Source organism: Myxococcales bacterium (assembly GCA_016706225.1).
In the GTDB taxonomy this organism is placed as follows: domain Bacteria; phylum Myxococcota_A; class Polyangia; order Polyangiales; family Polyangiaceae; genus JADJKB01.
Window position 1 is genome coordinate 1,295,329 of the sequence record JADJKB010000003.1, and the last position, 16,759, is coordinate 1,312,087.

Consider the following 16,759-nt stretch of genomic DNA (forward strand, 5'->3'; position numbering starts at 1 on the left):
CACGTTTTCACCTACTACTCGCTGATGCAGATGAGCTGACAAATGCGCGCTGTTCCGAGCTTCATCTGCGCAGGGGTGGTTTGGTTCTCAGCGGCCGTCCATGGGTGTTCCGAAGAAGGCTCATTGCGCCCCGCGACGGGTGGCGTGGGTGCCGCAGAGGGAGGCGGCGGTAGCGCTGCCTCGGGAGTGGGCGGTTCAGGGGGAGGCGTCGTAGACGGTAGCGACGGCGCGACCGACGTGACGGGCGACGCGAGCGACGCGGAAACTGGCGTAGGCGACGGCGCGACCGACGCGACGGGCGAAACGAGTGACGCAGCGGGCGAGGCGGACGCTGCTGACGCTGGTTCGATGTGTCAGGGTCTCGACGAGTCACAGTGCGTGGCGACGGGCGTGCCCTGCGTTGCGCTAAAGGGCAAGCAAGTCCAGGATGGTGGGACTGGCTACGCCGGCTGTTGGACGGGCTATTGGCTAACCGCCGACGGTGGCTGGTACCCGAAGGACTTCGCGGCAATTCAGTCCTGTGGCATCGACGCTTCCGGTTGGTGCTGGGTCTTCAGCGGTGCATTCGTCCCCGACGGCTGGCAGCTCCTGGTCTCCTGCAACAACGTTCCAGCGTGCGCAGGCGTTTTCGGGGACGGGTAGCGCCCCGGGCACTGGGGACACAGCTGCGTAGCCTATGTCTCGACGCTTCTTGGTGCCCGCGAGCGGCACTCGTCTCCGAGTGCTCGGACCTCGGCGCAGTCGGCCGACGAAGAGCTTCGTCCTGAACCGCTACTCGGCTCGCGTCGCTCGGCGACCGTTCGTGCCGCGCCCGAGCTCCTTCACCCGCCCGAGAACATCGCGAACACCTCTGCCTCGGTGACCTTCTTGCGATCACCAGCGAGCGTGTAGGCGTCCGGCTTCTTGTCGATGAACCACTCTTTGGTGAGCGTGATGCCACTCGGGTCGTCCAGGCTGCCGAGGGAGACGGAGGTCATGCCTTGGTACTTGCCGTCGGCCGTCAAGCGGTAGAACAAACCCGAGCCGCACTTGCTGCAGAATCCGCGCTCGGCCCACTTCGAGGACTGGAGCGTGGTGAGGCTGTCGTTCTTCTGCCAGTCGATGGAATCGACGCTCACGCCCATCCACGGTCCGCCGGCCCACCTGCGACACATGCCACAGTGACAAACACTGCCCTCGGCGCTGACCCCCTTGGCCGTAAACGTGACGGCGCCACACATGCAACTCCCCGTTCGCTCCATGGCCTCGCCCTTACACGGGGGCCGGAGCGAAGCAAAGGCGGAGCGGGCTGCTTGACAAGTAACGTAACGCTGTTATGTTCCGACGTAACAACGTTATGTCCGAGGCCGAAGTCGCTGTTTCCCGGGTCTGCCGGGCCCTGGCCCGGGGGCGCCTGAGCCCCGATGCGCTCACGGCGCGGGACCTGAGCAAGTTCGTCGGCAAGACGACGTCGCTGCTCTATCACCACTGGGGTTCGCTCGACGGGTTCCTGTACGCGGTGTCCCAGGCGGGCTTCGTCGATCTGGTCGAACGACTCGGCACCGTGCTCACGACCGGCGGCGACCTGCCGCAGCTGTCGGAGGCCTTCGTGGGCTTCGGGCTGGATAGCCCAGCCCTGTACGCACTGATGTTCGAGCGCCGCTACGACTGGACCGCTCTCAGGAAGCGTGGAGCCTTCAACAACCCGAGCCCCGCCGCAGCCATGTGGCAGACGCTCGTTACCAAGCTCGATGAGGCAGGCTCCGACGATCCGGACGCCGACGCGCGGCTGCTCTACGCCGGACTGCACGGCCTGGTGTCTTTGGCTGCGAGTGGCCGCGCGAACTTCGGCGTGCTCGCCAAGACCGATCGCGAGGTCGCGCTGGCCAGCGCCCGCCGCCTGGCAACTCGACTGCTTCAGCCCAGAAAGTGAGACCCCCTACGTCATGACCACCAGCCTGAGTCACTCCCTTCGTTTGCCCAACGGCGCGGTGCTGCAAAATCGCCTGGCCAAGTCCGCCATGAGCGAACGCCTGGCAGCCGCGGACGGCGCTCCCAACGAGGCGCTCGTCCGGCTGTACCGTCGCTGGTCTGCGGGCGGCGCCGGGCTCTTGATCACGGGCAACGTGATGGTGGACAAGACCGCCATCGCCGAGACCGGCAACGTCGTCGTGGAAGACGAATCCCATTCCGCCGAGCTCCGCGCGTGGGCACACGCCGCCACGAGCGCCGGCAACCACGCCTTCGTGCAGCTCAACCATCCGGGGCGGCAGTCCCCGCGCCTGGCCAGCGCCGAGCCCGTCGCACCGTCCGCGCTGGCCATGAAGGGCATGTTCGGCGCCTTCGCTCGGCCGCGCGCCCTCGAAGACGCTGAGGTGGAAGACATCATCGACCGCTTTGCAAACACCGCCGCCATCGTTCAGTCGGCGGGCTTCAGCGGTGTGCAGATCCACGCGGCTCACGGCTACCTGGTGAATCAGTTCCTGTCCCCGCTCACCAATCTGCGCGAGGACCGCTGGGGTGGCACTCCGGACAATCGACGGCGCTTCTTGCTCGAGATCGTGCGCCGCATCCGCGCCAGCGTCGGTCGCGATTTCCCCGTGACCGTCAAGCTGAACTCGGCCGACTTTCAGCGCGGGGGCTTCGACGAAGCGGAGTCCATGCGGGTGGTCGAGGCACTCGAGGCCGAGGGCATCGACCTCCTGGAAATCTCCGGTGGCACCTACGAGTCCGCCGTGATGTTCGATGAAGCCAAGACGAAAGCCGCGTCCAGCCACGCGCGAGAAGCGTTCTTCCTCGAGTACGCGGAGAAGGTCCGCACGCGCACCCGTGTTCCGCTGATGGTGACCGGCGGCTTTCGCACCGCACGCGGCATGAGTGAGGCCCTCGCGGGCGGCGCCGTGGATGTGGTCGGGCTGGCGCGCCCGCTGGCCATCGAGCCCGATCTGCCCGCACGCCTGCTCAGTGGCTCGGCGGACTCGGCCACGCCGATCCGCATTGCGACGGGCATCAAGCGCCTCGACTCGCTGATCCAGGGCGCGTTTTATCAGGGGCAGATCCGCCGGCTCGCGCGCGGGCTGGAGCCCAAGCCGGATCTGAATCGACTCGCGGTCGTGCTGGCGTATTTGCGCGGACCGCGCCCTATTCCGGCGGCCGCTCCCGAGCTCACCAGCTCGCCTCCGTCGAGGCTGGAATTCACTCTCGCCGGCGCAAGTCGTCACCCGGTTCCAGCGGTTCGTCGGGGTCGCCGAGCCAGCCACGCACGCGGAAGTAGATGAGCATCAGCGCACCCATGCCGGCCATCGCTCCCAGCGTGATGAAATAACCGTTCTTGAAGCGGAGCTCGGGCATGTTGTCGAAGTTCATGCCGTAGACGCCGACGATGAACGTGAGCGGAATGAAGATCGTCGTCACCACCGTCAAGAGGCGCATGACGTCGTTGGTGCGGTTCGAAATCACGGACATGTACGTGTTGGTCAGCTCACTCACCAGCTCGCGGTAGCTCTCCGCCATCTCGGAGATCTGGAGGCAGTGGTCGTAGGTGTCGCGCAGGTACATCCGCGCCGAGTCCGTCACCATCGGCACCGGATCACGAATCAAACCCGAGAGCGCGTCGCGCAGCGGCCAGACCGCCCGGCGCACCAGCAAGAGGGTGCGTTTGACCTCGTGCACGCGCACGAGCAGCGCCGGCCGCGGGCGCTGCATGACCCGCTCCTCGAGCGCCTCGAGCTCATCCGCGAACGCCTCGAGCACCGGGTAATAACCATCGACGACCCGATCGATGATGGCGTAGGCCAGATGGTCCGCTCCCGACGCACGCAGAAGCCCGATGTTGTCCCGCAGGCGCGTGCGCAGTGAATCAAAGACGTCCCCGGCCCGCTCCTGAAATGTGAGCAGGTATCCCTTGCCGATGAACAGGCTCACTTGCTCAGTGGACAGATCACCGTGCTCGTCCAAGTGGAGCATGCCGCAGATGAACAGCTGCTGCCCCTCGTAGCTGTCCGTCTTCGGTCGCTGGGGCACGTTCACCACGTCCGCCAGCGCCAGCGGGTGCAGCGCGAACAGGTCACCCAGCTCGCGCAGCCGTCGCTCGTCACCAAGACCCTGCACGTCGACCCAGGTCACCGCATGCTGCTTCATCAGCTCGCGGATTTCGGAGATCTCGTCGATCTCGACCTCGTTCAGGCGCTGCTCATCGAACGCCATCACCCGGATCCGGGTCTTCGGCGAATCTTTGTGGATCGCGAGCGCGCCAGGACGCGCGCCGACGGGCGGGTTGCGCTTGAGAAACAGCGCAGCCGTTGGCGCGACCTTGCGTAGCGAAGGGGGCGCCTCGTCCGGCATGGGCGCCGAGCTTAGCGGAGGGTCCTGGTCGGCGTCACCTGCCACACGCGGCGTCCACTAGCGCCGCGATCGGTGCCAGTTCGAGGTTCCTGACACACTCGGACAGACGCGCGGCACCCTCGGGCGAGAGTCGGGGCTGAGCTTCGTGCACGAGTTTGTCGTGGGCCACCGCCGCGCGCCCTTCCAGGCCCGGCGCGCCGAGGGGCACGTCCTTGCGGGCACGATGAGAGCGCCCGTCGTTCGTCTCGAGCGTCACCTCAGCCGGGAACACCATGCGGAACCCCGTGAAGTCCCGGCTGCCCGCCACGCCCGACGACGCGCGCCGGCGAGCCGCTCGGAGCATCCTCGAGATCGCGCTCCACTCCCCCATCAGCGCCGCGGGGCGTACCCCGGTTCGTTTCGCTCCCCCGAGCTGCCGCTGGTAGCCCGCCAAGATCGCCAGCGCCTGACTCGGCCGAAGCTCGGCCATCACCCCACCACCGCCGAGCACCCCATCGAACGCACGCACGACCGCCAGGGACATGCCCCAGTCGTGCCGAAGCTCGGTCTTGGCAGCAAGCTCACGGATCAGTACAGCCCGCGCGTCGAGCTCCGTCTGCGCGAGCGCCGCGCCGTCGTGTTTCCCTGCGGCAATGGCAATGCCGACGTTGAACGGGATCGAGAAATTGATGTTCACCGGCGACAGCGGCTCATCCGCGTGCACGTGCTCACTCGATAGATTGTCCATCTCGACCGTGAGCAGGCTCGCATCGACGACAATGCGCCGCACCTCCTCCGGGGCGAGGGCACGACCCCGCTCGTGCCGGAACTCGGCGAGCGCCGCGAACAACGCATCGAGCGTCGTGTCGATGTACGCACAGCCCGGGTAACGCTTGAAGGCCAGCGTGTCGCTGACCCACGCTTCCCCGAGGCCACCCAGCATCTTGGGTAGCGGGGCATAGGTGAACGAAGCCCAGAATCCCTTGCGCCGATGCTCGAAGATCTCCCGCGCCCCGGTCATGCCCGCCCGCGCGAAGGCCGCTGCTTCGACCCCGACCACACTCGGGTGCGCCGACGTCAGGACCTTGCTCCCCGGCCCCATGAACCCGGGCCACAGGGTGAACGTCGGTTGATAGAGCGCGATGGCGAGCGCGTGGGCGGTCTCGGCGCGGCTGAGCTTCCAGAGCTTCGACGCCACGACCGCCCCGATGATCGCGTGGATGAAGCTCCAGGCCTGCCCGTTCTGGGGCCCGAGCACGGCGCTCGCGCCGACCCGCCCGCCGATCTCGTTGCCGGCCACCTGCGCGGTGAGCACGTCTCTGGCCGAATGACCTTCGGCCTCCCCCAGTGCCAGCGCCACCAGCACGGCGGAGTGGCCGGTGTGACCCATGTACAGGTAGTCGTCGTAGTCGAGCGCCATCGAGTAGGCGTTGTTGATCAAGATCGCGTCGCGCACGCCGACACGCTCACCGGTCGGGATCACCCGGGCCTCACCCGATGGTCGAAAGGTCAGTGCAGCGCTCTTCACTGCGGCCGCGTCCACGCTGTGCTGACCGGCGAAGATGGCGGCGAGCACACTCGCGGTCTGCGCTTTCGTCAGCTCCCGGACCCGCGCTGGAACATCGTCGTAACCGAGGCCGCAGACGAACTCCGCCAGCTCCTCGACGACCGACATGGGGGCGCGGCTCGTCAGTTCTTGGCGTGACCCTTGGGAGAGTCCCAGCGCCGCTTCACGTGGACCTTCAGCACGTCGCGCAAGAGTCCGATGTGCGCGCAGTGGTCCATCTTGTCGTTGCCGTTGTAGCCACGCACGTGGAAATTCCCCTTCGAAAAGCGGGAATTCAGGTCGAGACCCATGGGATCGGCGCCGCGCGGTTTGGTCTTGCGCGGTCGGCCGCCGACCTTCTCGATCAGAAACTTCGCGGTCTCCGTCGTGGATGCGTAGCCCGGCGGAATGATCGACGAATGGCTCACGAACATGAAGCCGTGTTTGCCTGCGGCTTGTTTGGCGAAGTCGACGAAGGGCTGGAGCTGGAGCTCGTTCAGCGAGTCGCCGGAGTAGCCGCTGTGGAGGCCGTCGAGCAGGATCACGGTGTCGACGAGCTTCTTTGCGTAGGGCTGGCCGAGGATCTCACCGACCGCGCCATAACCCGCACTCCACGCGGACAGGCCGACGTGTCGCACGTGAGCGTTCTTCTTGCCGGTCTTGTCCGCCATCGCCTTCTCGACGCTGTCAACCAGCTTCTTGAAGGCTTCGGGCGAGGAGAATGTCGAGGCATACGGTCCAGAGCCGATCCCGAGATCGATTCCAACCAGGACCGCGCCGTCCATCACCTGCGTCCACTCCTTGCGGACCGGTTCGTGACCGTGGAAGTGGAACACCACGTCGAACCCACCGTTCGAGGCGATGCCGCCCTTGCCCGGCGAGATCATCTGGCCCATCGACGGCGCGCGGCTCCACTTGTCGTAGACGCCCCAGCCCTTGTCGGGGGTGTTGCACGGGTTGATGCCGCGCTCCTCTGCCGACTTCTGAGTCTGGGTCGCCGCCGTCGGCTTCTGAACTACCCAGTTGGCCTCGTGGTTGTCCTTCTTGTCTGCCTTCGAGCCGTCAGCCCCGGCACCCTCGGCGGGTTTGGCCTTGGCCAGCGGCTTGTCGGCGGCGGGTTTGGCCTTGGCAGCCACCTTGGCGTCGCTGGCCGACTTCTTCTTGTCGGCTCTTGCGATGGCCTCGGCGCGTTTGTCTCTTGCCCGCTTCTTCTCGGCCTTGGGCGCCTGCTTGGCGTGTTTGCCGCGGTGCTTGGACTTGGACTTGTGTTTGCCGGCCTTGGCCGTCTTGGGTGACTCGCTCGGGGCGGCGAAGGCGGGCAGCGTGAGGCCGAGCCCCAACGCCAGGGCCAAGAAGCCGGTCGCCCGTCGCAGCATGTGAGAGGCACTTTGCATGAGTCGGGCCCCAACGTGACCTAGGGCCCCAATGTTTTCAACTAACTGGCAACGATTTTCCCGAGTCAAGCCGGCGCCCGGATGAAAGCGCCAAAATCTCGCGGTGTTCGCGCGCCTTGACCAAACGCTCAGGGGTTGTCGAAACTCCCGACGTCATGCGGAAATTATCGAACTCCGTGGCCGTGCTGAGTGGGCTCGGCTTTGCTGTTGCTTGCGGCACACCCCCGGTCGCATCGCCGCCGGCGCCACCAGCAGCACCTGCAGCGACCGCGAAACCATCCGCCCCACCGGATGAGTCGGCCGCGGTGGATGGACCGTGTCCGCGGGGCATGGTTCTGGTTGCGGGCGGAGAGCTTTGGCTCGGCTCACCCGCCGGCAGCGGCGGCGCCGATGAACACCCCGCGCGCAAGGTTGCGGTTGCCGAGTTCTGCCTCGCCACGCACGAGGTGACCGTGGCGGACTATCAGTCGTGTGCCAAGAACAAAGCCTGTGATGCGTTACCGAAGGAGGTGCGACTGCTGTCGGCATTGCCCGAGGCGGAGCACAAAGCACAGAGCGCCCTCTGCAGTGCAAACCTCTCGGACAACGCTGACCTCCCCGCGAGCTGCGTGAGCTTCGACGACGCGAGCCGTTACTGCGCGTGGAAGGGTGCGCGTCTTCCAGCCGAACCCGAGTGGGAGTGGGCGGCCTCCGGGGGCGACGACAAACTTGCGTGGCCCTGGGGCACCTCCCTGCCCTCCGACGAAAACACCTGCTGGAATCGCCGGGCGCCATGCCGCGTCGGGAGCAAGACGACCGGCGCTTTCGAGCTTCACGATCTCGCGGGCAACCTCACGGAGTGGACCAGCACGGCGTACGGGGCCTACGGAGCCGCGGCGGCGGATGCCTCGAAGAAGGTGGTCCGCGGTGGCAACTGGGAGAGTGTGAAAGAGGACGAGCTCCGCCCGAAGAAACGCGCCTCGCGTGCGTCGACCTACCGCGACGTGACGCTGGGCTTCCGTTGCGCGAAGGATCGCTGACCCCGGTGACCACCGCGGACACGAGGTCTGTCGTCACGCTCCGCATCGAACCGGATCTGTGCGGGCCGGTCAGCGTCGGCACGGTGGCGGTGATCCGCACGCTGATGTCGCACCTGGGGCTTTCCCTCGGAGAGGCGCTCGCTCACGTGAACCACGCCGTGTTCGACGGGGAACATGTGACGATCGAGTCGCCGAGCCGAGAGGCCGCCCAGGCATGTGTGAGCGCACTGTCGAAGCTGCAGACCCCGGCGGTGGTGCACGCGGAGGTTGGCCGGGCAGCGCGCGGTGCGCGCGATCACTTCCCGGCGCGGTAGTTGTACACCGCTAGCCCAGCGCTGACCTCGTACGGCAGCTCGAGGTCTTCCTCGGATTTCTTGAAGGCGTGAAAGTCTGGGCACTTGTCGTCAACGCGGGTCTTCTTCTGCTCACTGAGCACCTTGCCCGTGCTCGTCTCGCGCAGCGTGACCACGTATTCGTAGCTGTAGGTGTTCAGCGTGCCTCCGCCCTTGGTCGGGTCCATTGCTTTCATCGAGCAAGTCTTGAGCTTCTTCTTCTTGGTCACGTCCAGGCAGACCACGACCGAAGCGTCCTCGAGGTTGACGGCGAGCGTCTCCCGGTTGGCCACGAAGTCCTCGTAGGCCTTGTACTCCAGCTTGCCGCCCGGCTCCGCACGCACAAAGAGCGCCGCGCTGGCTTTGTCCCGCGGCTGCGGCTCGATGGAGGGCACGCCGGCGCCCTCGCAGACTTTCTCGAGCAGCGCTGCGCTCGGGCGAAACTGCTGTTTGACCGGCGCAGTGGTCGGCTCGGGCGGCAGGGACGAGCGCCCCTTCTTGCCGCTCTTGCAGGCGAGGAGAGAAAGCAACATCAGCGCGACCACCAACCAGCGAGTTCGACGCATGGCGAGCAGGCTAGCTCAGCGGTCGCGGTCGTGGGAAGAGCCGGGCGAGTCCCCGCTTCCACGCTCGAGCTCGGGCTCTGAAAAACGTCGAGCTGGCGTGCCTACGCCGGCTCTTGTTGTGTGCTGCAGTGCAAGGTGCCGAGGCCGAGCACGAGATCCCGGCAGTGGATGCCGACGACGTCTCGCTTGGGGAAGAGCTCGCGCATCAAGCCGAGCACGGCGCCGTCCAATCTGTCGTTGAAGGTCGGCACCAAGACCAGGCCGTTCGCGAGGTAGAAGTTGGCGTAGCTCGCGGGCAAGCGCTGCCCCGAGAAGACGACGGGTTCGGGCATCGGCAGCGGGATGACCTCGAGCTTGCGGCCACGGGCATCCGTGGCACCGCGCAGGCGTTCGGCTGCTTTGGCCAAGATGCGATGGTTCGGGTCGCGCCGATTCTTTTCCTGGGCGAGCAAGATGCGACCGGGCGCCACGAAGCGCGCGAAGTCGTCGATGTGGCCGCTGGTATCGTCGCCCTCGATGCCGTCCGGAAGCCACAACACCTTCGAGACACCCAAGCTCTCGAGCAAGATGCGCTCCGTACCATCACGCCCGAGCGCACGATTGCGCGCGCGTGGGCCGGTCAGCAGGCACTGCTCGGTCGCGAGCAGGCTGCCCTCGCCGTCGACGTCGATGGCGCCGCCTTCGAGCACCACCCGCGCCGCTTTTCCGTGACGCGGGTAGGTTGGGCACAGCATGGAATCCGCGAAGCGCTCCCCAATGGCAACGCCAGCGCTGTCGTCCCGCTCGAAGTCCGGGTAACGAGCCCAGCCGTTGAACTGCCACTTGATGGCAACCCGGCGGCGTTTGGCGGCGAGCACGAAGGTCGGCAAGAAGTCGCGCGTCCAGGAGCGATTGGTCGCTGCAAAAACGAAGTCGACCTGCGACAGGTCCACGCCCTCGGCCCGCAACTTCTCCTTGGCGCGAGCGTGGCCGACGCGATTGGTCACGATCAAACGCACGCGCTCGTGTCGTGAGAGCCAGCGTGCCATCTCCACGAACACCCACTCGAGCATCATGCCCTTGCCGGGCCAGTCCGAGGCGTTGTGCGGCCAGGCCAGCCAGGTCGCCGCGTGTTTCTCCCACTCCGCCGGCATGCGCAGCGGCGACTTTGCGACCGGCGGCGCGGCGGGACGCGGGCTCTTGCGAGTTGCTGCCATCAGGAGCCTCGGTCGAGATAACGCTGGAGCAACCCGGCGTAGGCGTCGATGCGGCGATCGCGGAGGAACGGCCAGCCCCGGCGCTGCTCCTCGATGCGTGCGAGATCGAGCTCGACCACCAGCGTCTCTTCGCCCGCGCCGGCCTCGGCCAGCACCACACCCGCTGGATCACACACGAACGAGTGTCCCCAGAACTCGAGCCCGGCGTTCGCCGCGCCTTCGTGCCCGACGCGGTTCACGGCAACGACGAACACTCCGTTGGCGATGGCGTGGCTGCGCTGCATGGTCTGCCACGCAGAGAGCTGGGCCGCGCCATGAGTCGGCTTCTCGCCGGGATGCCAGCCGATGGCTGTCGGGTAAAACAAGATCTGCGCGCCCGCGAGCGCCGTGAGGCGTGCGGCCTCGGGATACCACTGGTCCCAGCACACCAGCGGGCCGACCTTCGCGAACGGGGTGTCGACACACAGAAAGCCGAGGTCGCCGGGTGTGAAGTAGAACTTCTCGTAGAACAGCGGGTCGTCCGGGATGTGCATCTTGCGGTAGACACCGAGCTGTTCACCCTTGGGGCCGAGCACGACGGTGGTGTTGTGGTACAGGCCCGGCGCACGCCGCTCGAACATGCTCGACAGCACGACGACTCCGGTCTCCTTCGCGACCGCGGCGACGGCGTTCGTGGTGGGACCGTTGATGGGCTCCCCGAGCTCGAACAGCGCCGCGTCCTCGACCTGACAGAAGTAGGGCGAAGCAAACAGCTCCTGAAGGCAGACAATCTGCGCCCCGCGGCTCGCGGCGTGGCGCACTTGTGCGAGCGCCTTGTCGAGGTTGGTCTGTTTGTCCTCCACCGTCGACATCTGCACGATGCCGACCTTCAGCGTCTGCTTGAGCATGGCCGCCGAACGCTAACCGAACCCGAGCGGCCGGGGAACCCGCTGGCTCGCGGCGGGTCCGGCGCTCGCGTGGAGCCGCGCGCCTTTCCCAGAATGCGTCCGCTAGGGCGCGTTGGTGGGCGACGCAGGCAGGCGACGCGAGCGGGCGGAGCTCGCTCCAGCGCAAGCGCGAGCAGGCGACGCGAGCGGGCGGCGCCGGTTCCAGGCAGGCTCACGTCCGCGCCGCCGGCTCCGGCGCACGCCCACGCCGCCGGCTCCAGCTCAGGTGCAGCCGCCGCTTGGCGCACAACCGCCGTTGAAGCAGTTGCCGCTGATGCAAACGTCGTCGACGCTGCACTGGGCGCCGAGGCTCTGCAGCGGGCGGCAGTTGCCGTCTTCGCAGCGCGTGCCGGCAGCACACACGAAGTTGTCGAACTGCGGTTCACACGGCTCGCCGGCCTTCGGCTTGGGCGTGCACGTGCCGTCGATGGTGTCTTTTGGCACCTTGCAGAACTGGTCGATGGGGCACGCATCCGGGATCGCAACCTTGCAGGCCGCGCCCGCAGCAAACCCGGTACCACACGCCGTGACGAGCTTGCCCGCGGTGGCGTCGTAGCTCTCGACGATGCAGCGCAGATCCGCGGTGCAAGCAGGCGCGCCGTTGAAGAAACACGGCTCACCTTTCTTGCCAGAGAACGCCTGATCGAACGGTTTGCACGTGCCGGTCTTCTTGGCCTCGTCCTCGCTGCCGATGCAGAACAAACTCCCTCCGCACTCCGGAGCCGTGCCGCCTCCCTCGCAGGCCTGGTCGAGGGTCGCCGGAACGAAACACTTCTGCGTCGTTTCCGAGCACTTCAGATCCCCGGCGCAGTCCGACTCATTCTTGCACGGGCCGCCCGCCAGCTCTTTCGGGGCGCACTTGCCCGGGCAGCTCGCGCCGACCTTGCAGTACGCATTGCCACCCTTGCACTCGGCGTCGAGCTGGCAATCTCCGCCCTCCGCGACCGTGCCGTCGATCGCGGCCGTGCACTCCGCGGGTTCGCCGCTGGCGCCGCAGTCCCGCTTTGCGATTGCGCTCAGACAGGCATCGAGCTTCTTCCCGTCGTAGACGACACGTCCGGCTTCGATGGCCTGTTTGATCCGCGGTAGCTCTTCGCCGATGGCCGTCTCGTAGTTACCCCGGCAGCTCTCCCCGCCCGAAAATACCTCGGCCAGCCCGGCCAGACACTTCTCACTCACCTTGCAGACGGCGTCGGCGTACAGCTTCGGAACGTCGTCGATCGGTACGTCCTTGCTACCTAGCCCGCTGTCGCTGTCGCCCCCGCAGGCGCCGAGCAGGAGGGAAACGCACACAGTGGACCCGAGCAACCCAATGAGCTTTCGCATGGCCCCCAATTCATAGCAATTGACGTGCCGCCGCGAAATACGGTCGTTTCGCCGCAATTCATCCGGGGGACAAACCGCGAGTTCACGTGATGTTTGTGACCTTTCGTCAACGGGCGCTGACGCCTGGGCAGGCCCCGAGACAATGGCGTTGCCTCGGGTAGCGGGCTTCTCTACCAAGAGACCGTGCGCGTCACCGACACCGATCTGTCATCGCTCAGCCGCTTCGAGCGGACGGCGCTCCGGATCGGCAGCTTCGTCAACGAGACGCCGCGAGCCAAGGCACTGGCTCGACGTTTCAACGAGGCAGTGACCGGCCGCTGGATGACCCTGGTCTCGGAGCGTCGTATGACGTTGCTCGGGCTCGAGGCGATGACACGCCTGAAGCCCGACCGGGGCGTCCTGCTGGCGGCGAACCACCGCAGCTTCTTCGACATGTACATGGTGCTCACACACCTCCACAAACACGTGACCTGGTGTGAGCGGGCATTCTTCCCGGTGCGCTCTCAGTTTTGGTACGACCATCCGCTCGGGATCTTGACCAACGCGGTGGCCAGCGGCCTCTCCATGTATCCACCGGTGTACCGCGAGAGCGAGAAGCGCGGGGTGACGCGGGTGGGGCTGGATTTCCTGGCAGCCGAGCTGCAGAAGTGCGGAACCGTCGTGGGCATTCACCCCGAGGGCACACGCAACAAGGGCGACGACCCCTACGCACTCTTGCCCGCCGAACAGGGCTTCGAACGGGTGATACTTGCGGCGAAACCGATCGTGATTCCAGTGTTCGTCAACGGCATGAGCAACGACTTCGTCCGGGAGTGCCGCTCGACCCTGGACGGGAGCGGCCCGCCCATCATCATCGCCTTCGGGGAGCCCGTGGATTTCGGCGAGCTGCTCGACGCCGATCCTCAGCGACTGCGAGCGCAGATCTCGGTTGGACGCCGGGTGCTCGAGCTGATTGGTGAGCTCGCCGCGCTGGAGAAAGCCGAACGATCACGGCAGCTCGGTGAGCGGCCAACGAGTCAGTGATAAAAGAACGAGATGCTCGAGCGCTTCGTTTACTGTTTGGCTGTCGTCGCCCTCACCGCGTGCTCGGTAGAGGAGACCGGGACTTCCAGTAGCGGCGGCGCCGGGGGCGCACAGACTGGAGGCAGCGGCGGCGCGGGCGGCAGCAGCGGTGCGGGCGGCAGCGGTGGCGTGGGAGGCGGCGCGGGGCTTGGCGGCGGTGGCGGTGCGGGAGGCTCCGCTGGCGGCAGCGGTGGGGTCGCCGGAAGCGGTGCAAGCGGCGGGGTTGCCGGCGCGGGCGGCACGGCTGCGACCGGCGGTGCTGGTGGTGCCGGCGGCACGGGTGGCACCGCACCGATCATCGACGCAACCACCCTCACCAAGAAGCTGATGTTCGGTTACCAGGGCTGGTTCCTCTGCCCCGGAGATGGCTCGCCGCCGAACCGCTGGGTGCATTGGTTCAAATCACAAACGCCTGCCGCCTCCGAGCTAACTGTCGACATGTGGCCGGACACGAGTGAGCTGGACGCCGACGAGCTGTTCGACACTCAGCTCACCTATGCGGGTAACAAGAAGGCACAGCTCTACTCGGCGTATCCACAGAAGACCGTCGTCCGGCACTTCAAGTGGATGAAGGACGCCGGCATCGACGGTGTGTTCTTGCAACGGTTTCTGTCGGAGCTCTCGGATCCGAAGTTCTTGGCGTTCCGCGACCAGGTCGCGCAAAACGCCCGCGCCGGTGCCGAGGCCCACGGACGCACCTTCGTGATGATGTACGACATCTCCGGTGCATCGGCGTCGACCTTCGTCGATGACATCAAGAAGGACTGGGCTCATCTGGTCGATGGGCTGAAGGTCACGGCGAGCGATCGCTACCTGAAGCACAAAGGCAAACCCCTGCTCGCCATCTGGGGTCTTGGGTTCACGGATCGCCCGGGCAGCGCGGCCGAAGCAAGCGCGCTCATCTCGTGGTTCAAGTCGGGCGCCCCGGCGAACCAGCAGGTGACCCTGATGGGCGGAGTGCCGACCAACTGGCGCACGTTGAACAGCGACTCGAAGACCGATCCCGCCTGGGCCGCCGTGTACACCTCGTTCGACGTGGTGAGCCCCTGGGCCGTGGGCCGTTACGCGGACAACGCCGGGGCGGACAACTTCAAACAGAACAAGATCGCGCCGGATCTGCTGGTGACGAAGGCCAAGGGCATCGACTACCTGCCGGTGGTCTTCCCTGGTTTTTCCTGGAAGAACCTGAACGGCGGTGCGCTCAACCAGATCCCGCGCAAGGGCGGAGCGTTCTGGTGGCGCCAGGTCTACAACGCCATCGGCGCCGGCAACGACATGCTCTACGGCGCGATGTTCGACGAGGTCGACGAGGGCACGGCCATGTTCAAGCTGGCGGCGACCGCCGCCGACGCCCCCGCGCAGGGCAGCTTCGTCACCCTCGACGCCGACGGTCAGAAGCTACCGAGCGACTGGTATCTACGCGTCGCGGGCGCCGGCAGTCAGATGTTGCGGGGAGAGATCGCGCTGACGCCGACGTTGCCCATCAGCCCGTGAGCACGCGACGGCCGGCCACCATCGAGCCGTTCGGTCCAGACGCCGCGGTCAAGGTCGCCCGAAAGTGCGATACTGCGCTCGATGCCCGACCCGGGGGTGTACTGCGGCGCGTGCGGCTGGGAGAATCCGCCGCGGCTGAAGCTGTGTTTGCGGTGTGGCGCGAGCATTGGCGAACCGGAGCCCGAGCCCAAGCCCGAGCCTGAAGCTGAATCCGAGCCGCCGAGGAACCCCCTCTGGACTGCAGCGCTGGTGGGTTACCTCGTGTTGGCGCTCGTGCTCGGCATCATCATTTTTCCCCAGGTGGCGTGGAGCCTCAGCTACAAGGCATTCGGCGTGCTCGTTCTGCTCGTGCCAGCCGGCCCGCTTTGTTACCGGTGGTGGAGTCATCGTCACTGGTGAGAGCGAGGGTTCCCGCGCGACCCCGGAACGCACCGTTCGTCCGGGACCGCGCTGAGCGAAACACCCGCTACTTGTACGCGATGGCGGCGCTGGCCGGTCCGGCGAGCGGCACGAACTCGGTGCGGGAGAACCCGGCCTCTTTGCACCACCCGGCGAACTGACCTTGGGTGTAGTCGAAGCCGCCGGGGGTCTCGATCAACATGTTCAGCGAGATCAAGAGCCCGAAGGTATTCGTCCGACGTGCGTCGTCGATCACGTTTTCGACAGCGATGAACGCCCCGCCCGGCCGAAGCGCTGTGAACACCTTGGTGATGAGCGCGCGTTTTTGGTCCTCGTCCCAGTCATGGAGGATGTTGCCCATGGTCAGGACGTCGGCTTCCGGCAACGGGTCCGTGAAGAAGTCCCCTTCCACCAGCTTGACACGACCCGATGCCCCCATGGCCTCGACGTGGCGCCGCGCGACGGGAGCCACCGGCGGCAGATCGAAGGACATGCAGGCGAGGTGCGGATGGCGCATGGCGATCAGGCTGGCCAGCGTCGCGTTGGCGCCGCCGACGTCGCAGAACGTCTTGTATTTCGAGAAGTCGAACTTCTCCGCCAGCAGCATGAAGTTCCCCATCTGAATGCCCTGCATCGCCCGAAGGAACTGCTCCAGCCGCTCCTCGTTGGCGTAGAGCTCCGCGAACAGGTTGCCTTTGCCGTGCTTGATTTCGTTCTGCGGTTCGCCGGTCTTGAGAGCGGGAGTCAGATCTCCCCAAAACGGGTACAGGCGCGCGTTCGCCATCTCGAGCAATCCGCCAAGGTAGGCTGGGCTGCTCTTGACCAGGAACATCCCGGTCTCCGCGGTGTTCGTGTAGACGCCGGCGGCTCCGTTCCCCTCGCGGGCCAGGAGCCCGAGGGAGACCAGCGCGTCGAGGAAGTCGTGGAGCGCGCGTGGGTGGAGCGCAAGTCGGTCGCCGATCTGAGCCGCGCGTAGGGGCTCGGTCGCGAGCACCGTGAACAGGTCGAGCTCGACCGCCGAGAGCAGGACCTTCGATGCCATGAAGCCCATCCCAACTTGCATGATCTTTTCGGGTGTGACGTGTGAATCCATGTAGCCTCCGATGGTCTCGGGTGGCTGAACAGCTCCCCCAACCAAGACCGAAACGACGAAGCTAGACTTGGCCCCGGTGCGGTTGCAAGGGGGGGAGTCGGCCT

General features: G+C 66.3%; 17 protein-coding genes. 8 read left to right on the top strand and 9 right to left on the bottom strand.

The genetic code is table 11. From position 1 onward, the window contains the following. Positions 1 to 42: 42 nt before the first annotated feature. Entirely contained in the window at positions 43 to 642 is a 600-nt protein-coding gene (locus tag IPI67_07395; GenBank protein MBK7580017.1) for a hypothetical protein, read from the top strand. A gap of 179 nt (positions 643 to 821) precedes the next feature. Here the strand turns inward: IPI67_07395 and IPI67_07400 are convergent, their stop codons facing one another. Further along, positions 822 to 1,241, bottom strand: coding sequence for a GFA family protein (locus IPI67_07400; GenBank protein MBK7580018.1), 420 nt, complete (start codon positions 1,239 to 1,241; stop codon positions 822 to 824). Between the two features lie 95 nt (positions 1,242 to 1,336). On the opposite strand from IPI67_07400, the gene IPI67_07405 reads away from it, so the two are divergent. Then, entirely contained in the window at positions 1,337 to 1,912 is a 576-nt protein-coding gene (locus IPI67_07405; GenBank protein MBK7580019.1) for a WHG domain-containing protein, read from the top strand. A gap of 13 nt (positions 1,913 to 1,925) precedes the next feature. Next, positions 1,926 to 3,257, top strand: coding sequence for an NADH:flavin oxidoreductase/NADH oxidase family protein (locus tag IPI67_07410; protein MBK7580020.1), 1,332 nt, complete (start codon positions 1,926 to 1,928; stop codon positions 3,255 to 3,257). On the opposite strand, the gene corA is transcribed toward IPI67_07410, so the two are convergent. Genes corA through IPI67_07425 form a run of 3 tightly spaced genes read right to left on the bottom strand, consistent with a single transcriptional unit; the run spans position 3,175 to position 7,224 of the window. Then, on the bottom strand, positions 3,175 to 4,323 hold the full coding sequence (corA, locus tag IPI67_07415) for a magnesium/cobalt transporter CorA (protein MBK7580021.1): 1,149 nt from the start codon (positions 4,321 to 4,323) through the stop codon (positions 3,175 to 3,177). The two genes, IPI67_07410 and corA, sit on opposite strands and share 83 nt — an antisense overlap. A 34-nt stretch (positions 4,324 to 4,357) precedes the next feature. Further along, complete coding sequence (locus IPI67_07420; protein ID MBK7580022.1) at positions 4,358 to 5,977, bottom strand: MmgE/PrpD family protein; 1,620 nt, start codon at positions 5,975 to 5,977, stop codon at positions 4,358 to 4,360. A gap of 14 nt (positions 5,978 to 5,991) precedes the next feature. Beyond that, positions 5,992 to 7,224: a hypothetical protein gene (locus IPI67_07425; protein ID MBK7580023.1), complete on the bottom strand. Its 1,233-nt coding sequence runs from the start codon at positions 7,222 to 7,224 to the stop codon at positions 5,992 to 5,994. Positions 7,225 to 7,397: 173 nt separating this feature from the next. Here IPI67_07425 and IPI67_07430 point away from each other — a divergent pair, with 173 nt between their 5' ends. Beyond that, a complete protein-coding gene (locus IPI67_07430; GenBank protein ID MBK7580024.1) occupies positions 7,398 to 8,261 on the top strand; it encodes an SUMF1/EgtB/PvdO family nonheme iron enzyme in 864 nt (287 codons plus the stop codon). Positions 8,262 to 8,266: 5 nt separating this feature from the next. Beyond that, complete coding sequence (locus tag IPI67_07435) at positions 8,267 to 8,575, top strand: hypothetical protein (protein ID MBK7580025.1); 309 nt, start codon at positions 8,267 to 8,269, stop codon at positions 8,573 to 8,575. On the opposite strand, the gene IPI67_07440 is transcribed toward IPI67_07435, so the two are convergent. The 4 genes from IPI67_07440 to IPI67_07455 form a co-directional block, all read right to left on the bottom strand. Continuing rightward, positions 8,557 to 9,159 (bottom strand): hypothetical protein, encoded by a 603-nt coding sequence (locus IPI67_07440; GenBank protein ID MBK7580026.1) that lies wholly within the window; start codon positions 9,157 to 9,159, stop codon positions 8,557 to 8,559. The genes IPI67_07435 and IPI67_07440 overlap by 19 nt on opposite strands. A 101-nt stretch (positions 9,160 to 9,260) precedes the next feature. Then, positions 9,261 to 10,355: an agmatine deiminase family protein gene (locus tag IPI67_07445; GenBank protein MBK7580027.1), complete on the bottom strand. Its 1,095-nt coding sequence runs from the start codon at positions 10,353 to 10,355 to the stop codon at positions 9,261 to 9,263. Then, positions 10,355 to 11,242 carry a carbon-nitrogen hydrolase gene (locus tag IPI67_07450; GenBank protein MBK7580028.1) on the bottom strand — a complete coding sequence of 296 codons (888 nt, stop codon included), beginning with the start codon at positions 11,240 to 11,242 and terminating at the stop codon, positions 10,355 to 10,357. Before IPI67_07450 ends, IPI67_07445 begins: the two co-directional genes overlap by 1 nt. A 261-nt stretch (positions 11,243 to 11,503) precedes the next feature. Continuing rightward, entirely contained in the window at positions 11,504 to 12,607 is a 1,104-nt protein-coding gene (locus IPI67_07455; GenBank protein ID MBK7580029.1) for a hypothetical protein, read from the bottom strand. Between the two features lie 183 nt (positions 12,608 to 12,790). Here IPI67_07455 and IPI67_07460 point away from each other — a divergent pair, with 183 nt between their 5' ends. The 3 genes from IPI67_07460 to IPI67_07470 all read left to right on the top strand — a co-directional run bounded on the left by IPI67_07460 (position 12,791) and on the right by IPI67_07470 (position 15,562). Further along, on the top strand, positions 12,791 to 13,630 hold the full coding sequence (locus tag IPI67_07460; GenBank protein ID MBK7580030.1) for a 1-acyl-sn-glycerol-3-phosphate acyltransferase: 840 nt from the start codon (positions 12,791 to 12,793) through the stop codon (positions 13,628 to 13,630). Between the two features lie 12 nt (positions 13,631 to 13,642). Beyond that, complete coding sequence (locus IPI67_07465) at positions 13,643 to 15,163, top strand: xylosidase/arabinosidase (protein MBK7580031.1); 1,521 nt, start codon at positions 13,643 to 13,645, stop codon at positions 15,161 to 15,163. A gap of 81 nt (positions 15,164 to 15,244) precedes the next feature. Then, positions 15,245 to 15,562, top strand: a complete 318-nt coding sequence (locus tag IPI67_07470) for a hypothetical protein (protein MBK7580032.1) — start codon at positions 15,245 to 15,247, stop codon at positions 15,560 to 15,562. 67 nt (positions 15,563 to 15,629) lie between these two features. Here the strand turns inward: IPI67_07470 and IPI67_07475 are convergent, their stop codons facing one another. Further along, positions 15,630 to 16,655 carry a methyltransferase gene (locus IPI67_07475; protein MBK7580033.1) on the bottom strand — a complete coding sequence of 342 codons (1,026 nt, stop codon included), beginning with the start codon at positions 16,653 to 16,655 and terminating at the stop codon, positions 15,630 to 15,632. Between the last annotated feature and the right edge of the window lie 104 nt (positions 16,656 to 16,759).